At 69.1% G+C, this 13,136-nt stretch carries 9 protein-coding genes; 1 reads left to right on the top strand and 8 read right to left on the bottom strand.

All coding sequences use genetic code 11. The annotated features are described in order from the left end of the window. Nucleotides 1-28: 28 nt before the first annotated feature. The 6 genes from HMF7854_RS06740 to HMF7854_RS06715 are packed head-to-tail and all read right to left on the bottom strand — an operon-like array spanning nucleotide 29 to nucleotide 8,684. Complete coding sequence (locus tag HMF7854_RS06740) at nucleotides 29-994, bottom strand: cation diffusion facilitator family transporter (RefSeq protein WP_239016871.1); 966 nt, start codon at nucleotides 992-994, stop codon at nucleotides 29-31. After that, complete coding sequence (locus tag HMF7854_RS06735; RefSeq protein WP_126718397.1) at nucleotides 991-2,274, bottom strand: Xaa-Pro dipeptidase; 1,284 nt, start codon at nucleotides 2,272-2,274, stop codon at nucleotides 991-993. Before HMF7854_RS06735 ends, HMF7854_RS06740 begins: the two co-directional genes overlap by 4 nt. Before the next feature lie 40 nt (nucleotides 2,275-2,314). After that, nucleotides 2,315-3,673, bottom strand: a complete 1,359-nt coding sequence (locus HMF7854_RS06730; RefSeq protein WP_239016870.1) for a hypothetical protein — start codon at nucleotides 3,671-3,673, stop codon at nucleotides 2,315-2,317. A gap of 58 nt (nucleotides 3,674-3,731) precedes the next feature. Next, nucleotides 3,732-5,150, bottom strand: a complete 1,419-nt coding sequence (gene lpdA / locus HMF7854_RS06725) for a dihydrolipoyl dehydrogenase (protein ID WP_126718395.1) — start codon at nucleotides 5,148-5,150, stop codon at nucleotides 3,732-3,734. A gap of 56 nt (nucleotides 5,151-5,206) precedes the next feature. Continuing rightward, a complete protein-coding gene (locus HMF7854_RS06720) occupies nucleotides 5,207-7,081 on the bottom strand; it encodes an acetyl/propionyl/methylcrotonyl-CoA carboxylase subunit alpha (RefSeq protein WP_126718394.1) in 1,875 nt (624 codons plus the stop codon). A 4-nt stretch (nucleotides 7,082-7,085) separates the two neighbouring features. Further along, on the bottom strand, nucleotides 7,086-8,684 hold the full coding sequence (locus tag HMF7854_RS06715; protein WP_126718393.1) for a carboxyl transferase domain-containing protein: 1,599 nt from the start codon (nucleotides 8,682-8,684) through the stop codon (nucleotides 7,086-7,088). A 92-nt stretch (nucleotides 8,685-8,776) separates the two neighbouring features. On the opposite strand from HMF7854_RS06715, the gene HMF7854_RS06710 reads away from it, so the two are divergent. Beyond that, on the top strand, nucleotides 8,777-10,858 hold the full coding sequence (locus HMF7854_RS06710; protein WP_126718392.1) for a M13 family metallopeptidase: 2,082 nt from the start codon (nucleotides 8,777-8,779) through the stop codon (nucleotides 10,856-10,858). 36 nt (nucleotides 10,859-10,894) lie between these two features. On the opposite strand, the gene HMF7854_RS06705 is transcribed toward HMF7854_RS06710, so the two are convergent. Both HMF7854_RS06705 and HMF7854_RS16220 read right to left on the bottom strand, forming a co-directional pair. After that, nucleotides 10,895-12,574: a putative bifunctional diguanylate cyclase/phosphodiesterase gene (locus HMF7854_RS06705; RefSeq protein WP_126718391.1), complete on the bottom strand. Its 1,680-nt coding sequence runs from the start codon at nucleotides 12,572-12,574 to the stop codon at nucleotides 10,895-10,897. A gap of 81 nt (nucleotides 12,575-12,655) precedes the next feature. Beyond that, complete coding sequence (locus tag HMF7854_RS16220) at nucleotides 12,656-13,009, bottom strand: Smr/MutS family protein (protein WP_185829342.1); 354 nt, start codon at nucleotides 13,007-13,009, stop codon at nucleotides 12,656-12,658. Between the last annotated feature and the right edge of the window lie 127 nt (nucleotides 13,010-13,136).

Raw genomic sequence — 13,136 nt, 5'->3', positions numbered from 1 at the left:
CCCGACAACCCGGAAAGCGCCGCTTGGTTCAGTTCGGTTCGGCTACCGATCCGTTCGGCTCGACCTCCAGCCCCGGCGGGCTGCCGCGCGGGCGGATGAACAGGCGGCGGACCAGCGGAAAGCGCTCGGCAGCCTCGCGCTCGATCGTCCACACCAGCCGCTCGACGTCCCGCGCGCTCTGCTCGTCGTCGAAGTCGACCGAGATCATCGCGGTGATCTGGTCGGGCGAGCTGTGCACCGTCAGCACCTCGCCGACCGCGGTCACGCCGGACTTGCCGCCGACCAGCGTGCGAAGACCGGCGATGATGTCGGGATCGGCCGCCTCGCCGATCAGCAGCGCCTTCGATTCATAGGCGAGAACGAAGGCGGTGAACCCCAGGATGCCGCCGATCACGACCGAGGCCGCGCCGTCGAAGAAGGGGTTGTCGGTCACCTGGCTGAGCGCCAGTCCCACGGCCGCGACGAGGATGCCGGCCATCGCCGCGCCATTCTCGAGCAGGACGATGAAGGTCGGCGGGTCCTTGGAGCGGCGGATTGCCTGGACCCAGCTCAGCTTGCCCTTCGAAGTGCGGAACTCCTTGAACGCCTCGAGGGTCGAGCCGCCCTCGAGCAGGAAGGCAATCCCCAGCACCGCGTACGCCACGTAGGGCGAGACCGCCTCCTCGGGCTCGAGGATGTGGATAATGCCCTCGTAGACCGACACGCCCGCGCCGAGCGCGAACACCAGCACCGCCACCACGAAGCTCCAGAAATAGAGCTCGCGGCCGTAGCCGAAGGGGTGGAACTGGTCGGCTGGCCGCCGCGCCGCCTTGCGGCCCCACAGCAGCAGCAGCTGGTTCGAACTGTCCACCACCGAATGGACGCCCTCGGTCAGCATCGCCGAGGAGCCGGTGAAGGCGGCCGCCCCGAACTTGCTGACCGCGATCCCCATGTTCGCGGCGAGCGCGATCCACAGCGTCCGGTTGCTCTGGTGTCCGCCCCCACCGCCGCTCACTGGCCGGCCCCGACCGGACGGCCGCCCTTGATCACCACCGCCGGGTGCTCGAGCAGCCGGATGTCGCGCAGCGGGTCGCCGGCGACCGCGACGAGATCGCCATAGCGCCCAACCGCGATCGACCCGACGTCGCCCGGCCGGTTCAGCGCCTCGCCGGCATTCAGCGTCGCCGCCTGGATCGCCTGCAGCGGGGTCATTCCCCACTCCACCATCTTCGCGAACTGGAGCCCGTTCTGCCCCGCGGGGAACACGGCGCCATTGTCGGTGCCGAAGATCTGCTTGACCCCGGCCCGGACCGCCGCCCGGAAGGTCTCGCGCTGGCGGCGGCCGATCGCCCGCTCCTTCCCCAGCGACTCCTCGTGCACGCCGTTCTTGGCGCCCTCCGCAAGGATGTAGTCGTCGTCGTAGATGTCCATCGAGAACCAGCTGCCCTTCTGCTTGGCGAGGCGGAAGCTCTCCTCGTCGGCGAGGCTGGCATGCTCGATCGTGTCAACACCGGCGCGCAGCGCATCGTTGATGCCCGCCGTCCCGTGCGCATGGGCGGCGACCCTGAGGCCCAGCATGTGCGCCTCGTCGGTGACCGCCTTCATCTCCTCGTAGCTCATCTGCTGGGCACCGGGCGCGTCGGTGCGCGAGAGGACCCCGCCGGTCGCGCAGATCTTGATCACCTCGGCGCCATATTTATGCACCGTGCGGACCAGCTTGCGGTAGCCCTCCGGACTGTCGGCCACGGACGGCGTCGGCACCGCCGAAAAGCTCGGCGGAAGGCCCTCGCTGCCGTCGCAATGGCCGCCGGTGGACCCCAGCGCGTAGGTCGCGGGCACGATCCGCGGCCCCTCGATATAGCCGCCCTCGACCGCCTGCTTCAGCCCGACGTCGTCATAGTTCTGCGAGCCGACGTTGCGCACGGTGGTGAAGCCGGCCTGCAGCATCTTGCGGGCGTTGGCGACGCCGACCGCCTGCCAGAAGCTGTCGGTGTAATCGAGGCCCTTGTAGCCGCTGATCCGCGCATCGGCGTCGAGATGGACATGCATGTCGATGAGACCGGGCAGCAGCGTCCGCCCGGGCAGGTCGAGGCGCCGCACGCCGGGCGTCGGCGTCAGCGAACGGGCATCCCCGATCGCGCTGATTCGTCCGTCGTCGCCGATCGTGATCGCGGGATGCTCGACGTAGCGGCCGCTCGCCACGTCGAGGTAGCGATCGGCGGTGACGATGGTGGCGGCGGTGGCCGGCGCGGCGGCAAGCAGCGCCAGGGCGGCGCCGGTAAGGGCGTTGATCATCGCCGCTCGATAGCGACCCCCCGGCCACCACGGAAGCCGCTTAGGCGCGTGGCGACGTCAGTTCCGAATGATAGCTGTCGGGCGCCCGCGGCAGGCTCCACCGGCTCGCAAGCCCGGCCCCGACCAGCAGCAGCACCGCCGCCGCGCCGCCGAGCCACTGCCCGCGCCGAATGCCCGGCGCGGCGAGCAGCAGCGCCAGCGCCGCCGCGAACATCGGCCAGAGATGGTAACGGAGGTCCGACGAGATGCTGACCAGCAGGAAGCTCGCCTCCAGGCCCAGCGCCGACCCGGCCAGCGCCAGGGCGAGCCGCTCCGCGGCGGTCCGCCCCCGCCAGACGACCGGCAGCAGGAGCAGCGCGACCAGCGTCCAGACGATCGGCCAGCCGAGCGGGGTTCCCGCCTCGACCCGAGCGGGGCCGAGCTGGAACCATTGCGCCGCGGCGCCCGGCGTCGCGAGGCCGACCTCGTTCGGCTCGCTGGTGTCCGGCGGGGTGGCGAGGATCAGTCCGGGCGGCACGAGCCAGCGCTCGCTCATGTTCCAGTGCGACAGCCGGTGCTCCGCGTAGGCGAGCGGATGGCGCACGATCGCCGCCGCCAAGGCTGCGTAAAGTGTGGCGGTCGGCAGGTCCTGTACTCGCTCGACCACGCCGCCGCACATCTCCGGCTCGCCCAGCGAATCCCAGAAGAAGCTCTTCACGCAATGCTTCGCCGCGATGACCTGCCGCTCCTCGGGGCTGAACAGGCTGACCGCGCTCGCCGGCGTTCGATCGGCGATCGCCGCGAGCGAGTAGACGGGAAGGCTGTTCGCCACCCCGGTCGGTTCGGCATGGAAGATCCGCCCGTTGATCGTCGGGGTGATCCCGATCACCAGCAGCGAGCCGCCAGCGATCAGCGCCAGCCGCACCCACCAGCGCTCGAGCGGCAGCAGCAGGACGGCGAGCGGCACGGCGGCGAACACGGCGTTGCTCCGGACCAGCGTCGCATAGCCCACCAGGAGCATGGCGATCAGCACGGCCCAGAACGGCAGGCGCCTGCTCCGCAGGCGGTGCCAGCCGACCAGCCCCGATGCGGCCACCAGCGCGCCGAGCATCTGCGCGTCCTTGAGCACCACCAGCTGCCACCCGAGCAGCAGCGGGGAGAAGCCGAGCAGCAGCATCAGCCACGCCGCGGCGCGCCGCTCGCCCGCCCACAGTGCCGCGCACCACAGCGCCACGCCGACGGCATAGAGCCCGAATTGGACGAAGAAGAGCGGCGCCGCCCCGGGGCCCCAGTGCCGGACGAGGCTCCACAGCGCGACCATCGCCGGCGGATGCCAGTCGTCCCACTCCCCGCTCAGGACCTGCTGGTACTGGGCGACCGTGTCGTACTGCGCAAAGCCCGGCGCGGCGAGCGCCAGCACCTGCGCTCCGAGCAGCAGCGCGAGCAGCGCCGGCCAGGGCCAGCGCCGCCACCGCGGCTCAGATATGGATCACCTTGCCATAAGCCGCGAGCACGCTCTCGTGCATCGCCTCGGACAGGGTCGGGTGCGGGAAGATCGTTTCCTGGAAGTCCTGCTCGACCAGCTCGGCGGTCTTGCCGACCGTGTAGCCCTGGATCAGCTCGGTGACCTCGGCGCCGATCATGTGCGCGCCCAGCAGCTCGCCCGTCTTGGCGTCGAACACCGTCTTCACGAAGCCCTCGACCTCGCCCAGCGCGATGGCCTTGCCGTTGCCGATGAAGGGGAACTTGCCGACCCTCACCTCGTGCCCGGCTTCCTTCGCCTTGGCCTCGGTCAGGCCGACGCTGGCGACCTGCGGGTGGCAGTAGGTGCAACCCGGGATGTTGGTCACGTCCATCGCATGCGGATGGACGTCCTTGTTGCCGAGCGCCTGGGCGATCGCCTCCGCGGCGATGATCCCCTCGTGGCTCGCCTTGTGCGCCAGCCAGGGCGGCGGACCGATGTCGCCGATCGCCCAGATGCCCGGAACGTTGGTGCGGCACATGGCATCGATCTTGACGAACCCGCGGTCCATCGCGACGCCGAGCGTGTCGAGCCCGATGTTCTCGGTGTTGGGAACGATCCCGACCGCGACGATGCAATGGCTGAAGCGGTGCTCGGCCGACTTGCCGTCCTTCATCTTGATCGTCGCCGCGATCCCCTGCCCGTCGCTCTTGAGGCTCTCGACCCCGGCGCCGGCGTGGATGGTGATGCCCTGCTTGGTCAGCGACTTGGCAAGCGCGTCGCTGATCTCGGCATCCTCGACGGGGACGATCCGGTCGACCATCTCGACGACCGTCACCTTGGCGCCCATGTCGTTGTAGAAGCTGGCGAACTCGATCCCGATCGCGCCCGAGCCGATCACCAGCAGCTCGGTCGGCATGGCCTTGGGGGTCATCGCGTGACGGTAGGTCCAGATCCGCTCGCCATCGGCCTTGGCGAACGGCAGGTCGCGTGCCCGGGCCCCGGTGGCGACGATGATGTGCTTGGCGGCGAGCTCGGTCGCCTTGCCGTCAGCGCCGGTCACCTTGATCCGGTCCTTCGCGGTCAGGGCCCCCGTCCCCATGTGCACCGCGATCTTGTTCTTCTTCATCAGGTGCGTGACGCCCTGGTTGAGCTGCTTGGCGACCGCCCGGCTGCGCGCCACGACCTTCCCAAGGTCCGCCTTCGCTTCCCCGGCGGCGACCAGCCCATAGGCGTCGGCGTGCTCCATGTAGTGGAGCACCTCGGCCGAGCGGAGCAGCGCCTTGGTCGGAATGCAGCCCCAGTTGAGGCAGATTCCGCCGAGGTTCTCGCGCTCGACGATCGCGGTCTTGAGACCGAGCTGGGCGCAGCGGATCGCCGCCACATAGCCCCCCGGCCCGGAGCCGAGAACGATCACGTCATACTGGTCAGCCATCAAGCGCTCCGCCTAGCTTGCCGCGCCCCAGGGAGAGCGGGAGTTCGCGAGCCGCCCTATGCGCTTGCCGCGTCCGGCTCAACCCGCGCCAGCACGGCATCGACCGCAACCTGCTGACCCGCCTCGGCATTCAGCTCCGTCACCGTTCCGTCGACCGGCGCCACCAGCCCATGCTCCATCTTCATCGCCTCGAGCGTGAGCAGCCGCTGTCCCTTGGCGACCCGCGTTCCGGCCGTCACCTCGACGCTGGTGACCTTGCCCGGCATCGGCGCGACCACCGTTCCCGACGCCGTCCCGCCCTCGACCGAGCCGCGGTCGGCCAGCATGAACTCGAACGCCTGCCCCTCGCGGAACACCACTACCCGCTCGCCGTCGCGGAAGCCCGACACGTCGGTCGGCCCGCCCGCCGGGCGCGCCTCGACGAAGTGGCCCTCGCGCCCGAGCGCCACCGACAGGCGCGGCTCGGCGTTGAGCCGGAACCCGGCCAACCCGACCGCGCGCTCGTCGCCCTCGTCCTGCGCTAGCGCGACCATCGCCGCCCCGCTCAGCACCTCGGGACCCGGCTCGACCTCCGGCACCAGCCGCGCCAGCTTCCTCTCGATGAACCCCGTATCGAGGATGCCGTCGATGAAGTCCTCGTCGAGCAGCGCATGGCTGAGGAAGCCGGCGTTGGTCCGGACCGGCCAGACCTCGACCCCGTCGAGCACTTCAGCCAGCCGGTCGATCGCCTCGTCGCGGTCCTCGCCCCAGGCGATCAGCTTGGCGATCATCGGGTCGTAGAAAGGCGAGATGGTGTCGCCCTCCTCCACCCCGGTCTCGATCCGCTCCGCCTCGCCCAGGTCGAAATGCTCGAGCCGGCCCACGCTCGGAAGAAAACCGCGCGCCGGATCCTCGGCATAGAGCCGCGCCTCGATCGCGTGGCCGTCGATCGCCAGCTCGTCCTGCGCGAGCGGCAGCGGCTCGCCGCTCGCGACCCGCAGCTGCCACTCGACCAGGTCCTGCCCGGTGATCTCCTCCGTAACCGGATGCTCGACCTGCAGCCGGGTGTTCATCTCCATGAACCAGATGCGGTCGGCGCGCAGCCCCTCGGACGCATCGGCGATGAACTCGATCGTCCCCGCGCCCTCGTAGTTCACCGCCTGCGCCGCCCGCACCGCCGCGCCGCACACCGCCGCCCGGGTCTCCTCGTCCATGCCCGGCGCGGGCGCCTCCTCGATCACCTTCTGGTGCCGCCGCTGCAGCGAGCAGTCCCGCTCGAACAGGTGGACGACATGGCCGTGCGCATCGCCGAACACCTGCACCTCGATGTGCCGCGGCGAGAGGATGTATTTCTCGAGCAGCACCTGGTCGTTGCCGAACGACGAGGCGGCCTCGCGCCGGCAACTCTCCAGCGCGTCCGCGAAGTCCTCCGGCCGGTCGACCTTGCGCATCCCCTTGCCGCCGCCGCCGGCGACCGCCTTGATCAGCACGGGATAGCCGATCGCATCCGCTTCCTGCTGCAACCGCGCCGGCGACTGGTCCTCGCCGAGATAGCCGGGCGTGGTCGGCACTCCGGCCTGCTGCATCAGCTTCTTGGCGGCGTCCTTCAAGCCCATCGCGCGGATCGAGTCCGGCTTCGGCCCGACCCACACCAGCCCGGCGTCGAGCACCGCCTGCGCGAAGTCGGCGTTCTCCGACAGGAAGCCGTAGCCGGGATGGATCGCCTGCGCGCGGGTCGCCTTGGCCGCCGCGATGATCTTCTCGCCGACGAGATAGGACTCGCGCGCCGGCGAGGCACCGATGTGCACCGCCTCGTCGGCCTGCCGGACGTGCAGCGCGCCCGCGTCCGCGTCGGAATAGACCGCGACCGTCCGGATCCCGAGTTCGCGCGCGGTGCGAATGACCCGGCAGGCGATCTCGCCGCGATTGGCGATGAGGAGCGACTTGATCATCGGCTTACATCCTGAACAGGCCGAACTGGGCGCGTTCGGCGATCGGGGCGTTGAGGCAGGCGGCGAAGGCGAGGCCCAGCACGTCACGGGTCTGCGCCGGGTCGATGATCCCGTCGTCCCACAGCCGCGCGGTGGCGTGCCAGGGATTGCCCTGCGCCTCGTAGTCTTCGCGGATCGGCTGCTTGAACGCCTCGGCCTGTTCCGCCGTCCAGCTCTCGGCATCACGGTGGACCGTCGCCAGCACGCTTGCGGCCTGCTCGCCGCCCATCACGCTGATGCGCGAATTGGGCCAGCTGAACAGAAAGCGCGGGCTGTAGGCGCGCCCGGCCATCCCGTAGTTACCCGCCCCGAAGCTGCCGCCGATCAGCACCGTGACCTTCGGCACCTGCGCGGTCGCCACCGCGGTGACCAGCTTGGCGCCATGTTTGGCGATGCCCTCGGACTCGAACTTGCCGCCGACCATGAAGCCGCTGATGTTCTGCAGGAACAGCAGCGGCACGCGGCGCTGGCAGGCGAGCTCGATGAAGTGCGCGCCCTTGACCGCGCTCTCGCTGAACAGGACGCCGTTGTTGGCGAGGATCGCCACCGGCATGCCCCAGATATGCGCGAAGCCGCACACCAGGGTGGTGCCGTAGAGCGGCTTGAACTCGTGGAACTCGGAACCGTCGACGATCCGCGCGATCACCTCGTGAACGTCGTAGGGCGCGCGCACGTCCTCGGGGATGATGCCGTAGAGTTCCTCCGGGTCGAACGCCGGCGGCCGCGGCTCGCGCGACGGCAGCGCCGGCTGCTGCTCGGGCAGCGTCGACATGATGTCGCGGACGATCGTCAGCGCATGCTCGTCATGCTCGGCGAGATGGTCCGCGACGCCCGACTTGCGCGCATGGAGATCGCCCCCGCCCAGGTCCTCGGCGCTGATCACCTCGCCGGTCGCCGCCTTCACCAGCGGCGGCCCGGCGAGAAAGATCGTGCCCTGGTTGCGGACGATCACCGTCTCGTCGCTCATCGCCGGGACATAGGCGCCGCCGGCGGTGCAGCTGCCCATCACGCAGGCGATCTGCGGAATGCCGAGCGCGCTCATGTTGGCCTGGTTGAAGAAGATCCGGCCGAAATGGTCGCGGTCGGGAAATACCTCGGCCTGGTGCGGCAGGTTAGCACCCCCGCTGTCGACGAGGTAGATGCAGGGGAGCCGGTTCTCCTGCGCGATCTCCTGCGCCCGGAGGTGCTTCTTGACCGTCAGCGGGTAGTAGGTCCCGCCCTTCACAGTGGCGTCGTTGCAGACGATCATCGCCTGCCGTCCCGTAACCCGGCCGATGCCCGCGATCAGCCCCGCTCCGGGCACCTCGCCGTCGTACAGGTCGCACGCCGCGAGCTGGCCAATCTCGAGAAAGGGCGAACCCGGGTCGAGCAGCCGTTCGACCCGGTCGCGCGGCAGCAGCTTGCCGCGCGCGACATGCCGCTCCCGGCTCTTCGCGGTCCCGCCCAGCGCGGCCTCGGCAACATCGGCGCGGAGCTTGTCGACCAGTTCCCGATTGTGCACCGAGCGGGCTCGGAACTGTTCGCTGTCGGGCGGAATTTTACTGTCCAGTCGCGGCGCGCTCATGCCTGCTTGCTTGTCCGTTCGTCGAAAAAAGGTCGCGTAGCCGCTGCGGCCCCGCTTGCAAAGCAGGCCTGAACTTCTGGGAAGAGTTGCCGATGAACCGTACCGTCCTTCTGCTCGCCGCATCCGCCCTCGCGCTGGGCGCCTGCAGCTACAGCCAGACCAACAACCAGTCCGCCGCCGAGCAGAAGCAGGCGGGCAGCCAGTCCGGCGTCAATACGGCATGGTTGGACAAGGGCACCAGGCCCGGCGACGACTTCAACGAATATGCCAACGGGACCTGGCAGAAGAACACCGAGATCCCGCAGGACAAGTCGAACATCTCCAGCTTCTCGGTCGTCAACGACACCGCCGAGAAGCGCGGCGCCGAGCTTATCCAGGGGCTCGCCAAGGCCAACCCCGCCGCGGGCAGCAACGAGGCGCGGATCGCCAACTTCTACAACGCCTATCTCGATACCAATGCGATCGAGCAGAAGGGCGTCGCGCCGCTCAAGACGGACATCGACCGGATCGAGGCGATCGCCGACAAGGGCGCGCTGGCGCAGGCGATCGGCGGAACGCTGCGTGCCGACGCCGACCCCATCAACAACACCAACTTCCATACCGAGAACCTGTTCGGGATCTTCGTCACCCAGGCGTTCGAGGACCCCTCGAAGTCGGTCCCCTACGTCATGCAGGGCGGGATCGGGCTGCCCGACCGCGACTATTACCTCTCGTCCGACGGCAACATGGCCAAAATCCGTTCCGCCTACGCACCCTATGTCGCGAAGATCATGACGCTCTCCGGCCTGCCCAACGCGGAGGCGCGCGCGCAGAAGGTGGTCGCGCTCGAGAACATGATCGCGCAGGCGCATGAATCGCTGCAGGACAGCCAGGACAGCTTCAAGGCCAACAACCCGTGGAAGCGCGCCGACTTCGACCGTAAGGCGCCGGGCCTCGACTGGGGCCGGCTGTTCGGCGCCGCCGGGCTTGGCAGCCAGCAGGACTTCATCGTCTGGCAACCGGGCTCCGTGACCAAGCTGGCTGCGCTGGTGAACTCGCAGCCGCTCGAGGTCTGGAAAGACTGGCTGGCGTTCCACCGCGCCAACCAGATGACCGACGTGCTGCCCAAGGCGTTCGACGACGCGCACTTCGCCTTCTACGGCACCACGGTGAACGGCCAGCCGCAGCAGCGCAGCCGCGACAAGCGGGCGCTCGCGATGACCAACGCCGCGCTCGGGGACGCGGTCGGCAAGCTTTATGCCGACAAGTTCTTCCCCGCCTCGTCGAAGGCGGACATCGACAGCATGGTCCGGAACATCAAGGCGGCGCTGGTGAAGCGGATCGACGCGCTGAGCTGGATGGCGCCCGCGACAAAGGACGAGGCGAAGAAGAAGGTCGCCACCATGGCGGTCGGCATCGGCTATCCGGACAAGTGGCGCGACTACGGCAACCTCACCGTCCAGACCGGCGACGCCTACGGCAATCTCGATCGCGCCCGGCTGGCCAACTACCAGACCCAGCTCGCCAAGATCGGCCGTCCGGTCGACAAGAACGAGTGGTGGATGACGCCGCAGACGGTCAACGCGGTGAACCTGCCGCTGCAGAACGCGCTGAACTTCCCGGCCGCGATCCTCGACCAGGGCTTTTACGATCCCAGGGCCGACAGCGCCGCCAACTATGGCGCGATCGGCTCGGTGATCGGCCACGAGATCAGTCACAGCTTCGACAATCTCGGCGCGACCTTCGACAGCACCGGGCGGCTGCGCAACTGGTGGACCCCGGCCGACCTCGCCCACTTCAAGCAGGCCGGCGCTGCGCTGGCGGCGCAGTACAGCGCCTATCAGGCGCTTCCCGGGCTGAAGCTCAACGGGGAGCAGGAGCTGGGCGAGAACATCGCCGACGTCGCCGGGCTCGCCGCCGCCTACGACGCCTGGAAGGCGTCGCTCAACGGCAAGCCCTCGCCGGTGATCGACGGCATGACCGGCGACCAGCGCTTCTTCCTCGCCTATGGGCAATCGCACAGCGGCAAGCTGCGCGACGCGGCGCTGCGCGCGCGGGTCGCCACCGATGTCCATGCGCCGGGCCCGTGGCGGGTCCAGACGGTCCGCAACCTCGATCCCTGGTACGCCGCTTTCAACGTCCAGCCGGGGCAGAAGCTCTATCTCGCGCTCGACAAGCGCGTGAAGGTCTGGTAGCGGGCGCTTTCGACCGCCGGTGCCCGCCTCCGCCGCTCAGCCGACGGAGCGGGCACCGCGCTCGCTGTTGCTGGTCCAGGCGAGGAATTCCTCCTCGAACATCGGCTGGGCGAAGACGAAGCCCTGGACCGTGTGCACGCCCATCGCGCGCAGGAGGTCCGCCTGGGCGACCGTCTCAACGGCCTCCGCAACAATCTCGCACCCGACGCCCTTGATCAGTTCGACGACTGCTTGGACCACTACCCGCGCCTGCTCGCTGCTCTCGATATCGGCGATCAATGACGGGTCGAGCTTGACCCGGTCGAGCGGCATCGAGCGCAGCCGGGCGATGTTGGAGTAGCCGGTGCCGAAATCGTCGATGGCGATGGTCGCGCCCTCGGCGCGCAGCCCGGCGATCTCGTCGAGAACGTCCTCCCGGACCTCCATCGCGGCGCTCTCGGTGAACTCCAGTTCGACCATCGATAGCGGCACGCCGTTCTCGGTGAAGCTGGCACGCAGCCGCGGGAAGAAGTCCTGTCGGTCGAGCTGGCGAGGGCTGATATTGAACGCCAACCGGCGCGCCTGACCTTCCGCCCGCCAGGCCGACAGCATCGACGCGCACTCGGCGATGACCCAGTCGCCGATCTCGGCGATGATCCCGGTTTGCTCGGCGACGGGGATGAAGCTGGAGGGCAGCCGCATTCCGTCGCGCGGGTGGTTCCAGCGCAGAAGTGCCTCAGCGCCCGTGATCTCGCCCGTCGCAAGGCTGAGCTGCGGCTGCAGCGCGAGCAGGAACTCGCCGCGCTGAACCGCCTCGGTCAGAGCCTTCTCGGTTTCGACCTTCTGGTGATGCTCGGCCGCCAGTTCCTCGCTGAACAGGCAGTGCTGCCCGCCGCCGCGCGACTTGGCGCGGTACATGGCGATGTCCGCCGCGCGCATGAGCGCTTCGATGCTGTTCCCATGCGCGGGCGCGACGGCGACTCCGATCGAGGCGCCGATGTCAATGCTGTGGCCGCTGAGCTCGAACGGCTCGCCGACCGCCAGCACCGCGCGTCTCGCCAGCCGCTCGACTTCCGAGATGGCGCTGAGCTGCGGGAAGAAAAGGGTAAACTCGTCCCCGGCCAGCCGCGCGAGCAAGGGACGTGGGCCGTTGGTGTCGCTCTCGCCGGTCACCACGACCCGAAGTCGATTGGCGACCATCACCAGCAGCTGGTCGCCGCGAGCGTGGCCCAGGCTGTCGTTGACGGCCTTGAAGCGGTCAAGGTCGACGAACAGCATTGCCGACGCCATCCCGGCCGGCGCTTCCGCCAGAAGCCGGTCGGCCTCGGCCCGGAAGTGTAGGCGGTTGGGCAGCGAGGTCACCGGGTCATACATGCCGAGCGCGTGCGCGTTCTCGATCGACGAACGGACCTCGGCAAAGAGGGTGTCGACCGCCCCGGCAAGCTGGGGCATGGTGCGCTGGACAATTGCCGGCGCGGGAGAGACGAGGTCGCCGTCCTCGATCGCCATCAGTCGGTCGCCCAGCGCGGCCAGAGCGCGTGCCGACTCGCTGTTGGGCCGCTCCGACGCGACATAGCTGACCATCAGGCAGAACACGCCCGCGACCACCGAAGCCGCGACCTTCTCGTCGAATTCGGTGATGTAGAGGAAGACGCTCAGCGAGAAGACGAAGCTCGCCACGCCCGCTGCTGTCGACAGCAGCGCGTTGGAGAGTTTCTGCGCTGACCCTTCCTTCATCGCCGCCGTGGTTCCCTGCCGCGGTCTGATCCGCGCCCGGTGCGCAGCCCTAAATGGGAAGGGTTAACAAAGCATGCGTACTCAGCTGCCCCGCCGCAAGATGAGGTAGAGGCTTCCCCCACCGCCGTGCCGGCGATGCGCGTCGCGGACCGCGGCGATGCTCGGAGCATGGCGGGACGCTGCCAGCCAGTCGTGCACCGCCGCGCGGATGCGTCCGCGGGCGATCGGCGGCTCGCCCTTGCGGGCATGGCCAGTCACCAGCAGCACCACCCGGTCGCCGCGCGCGATGGCATGTTCGAGCGTACGGTCGATCGCGCTCCATGCGCCGTCGAGATTATGGCCGTGGAGGTCCAGAACCTGGTCCGGGACCACCGTACCGGAACGCAGTCGGCGATCCCAGTGACCGTCGAGGGTTTGCGCCTGGATCGGTTGCACTCGCGAAAGCGGAGGCGTCGTCGGACGCGGCGGCGGGCTGCGGACCTTGTCGGGGATGAGCGGCTTGGGCGGCCTCGGCTGCGTATCAGGCGCAGCATTCCGCTCGAGTAAAGGCGCGGGTCGATCG

Origin of the sequence: Sphingomonas ginkgonis (genome assembly GCF_003970925.1) — a bacterium.
In the GTDB taxonomy this organism is placed as follows: domain Bacteria; phylum Pseudomonadota; class Alphaproteobacteria; order Sphingomonadales; family Sphingomonadaceae; genus Sphingomicrobium; species Sphingomicrobium ginkgonis.
Note: the sequence above shows the minus strand (reverse complement) of the source record. Positions and strands in the feature narration are given on the sequence as shown.

Coding starts and splice junctions, on each gene's coding strand:
- HMF7854_RS06735 (WP_126718397.1), bottom strand. CDS start 2,274: ATGATCAACGCCCTTACCGGCGCCGCCCTGGCGCTGCTTGCCGCCGCG.
- lpdA (WP_126718395.1), bottom strand. CDS start 5,150: ATGGCTGACCAGTATGACGTGATCGTTCTCGGCTCCGGGCCGGGGGGC.
- HMF7854_RS06720 (WP_126718394.1), bottom strand. CDS start 7,081: ATGATCAAGTCGCTCCTCATCGCCAATCGCGGCGAGATCGCCTGCCGG.
- HMF7854_RS06715 (WP_126718393.1), bottom strand. CDS start 8,684: ATGAGCGCGCCGCGACTGGACAGTAAAATTCCGCCCGACAGCGAACAG.
- HMF7854_RS06710 (WP_126718392.1), top strand. CDS start 8,777: ATGAACCGTACCGTCCTTCTGCTCGCCGCATCCGCCCTCGCGCTGGGC.
- HMF7854_RS06705 (WP_126718391.1), bottom strand. CDS start 12,574: ATGAAGGAAGGGTCAGCGCAGAAACTCTCCAACGCGCTGCTGTCGACA.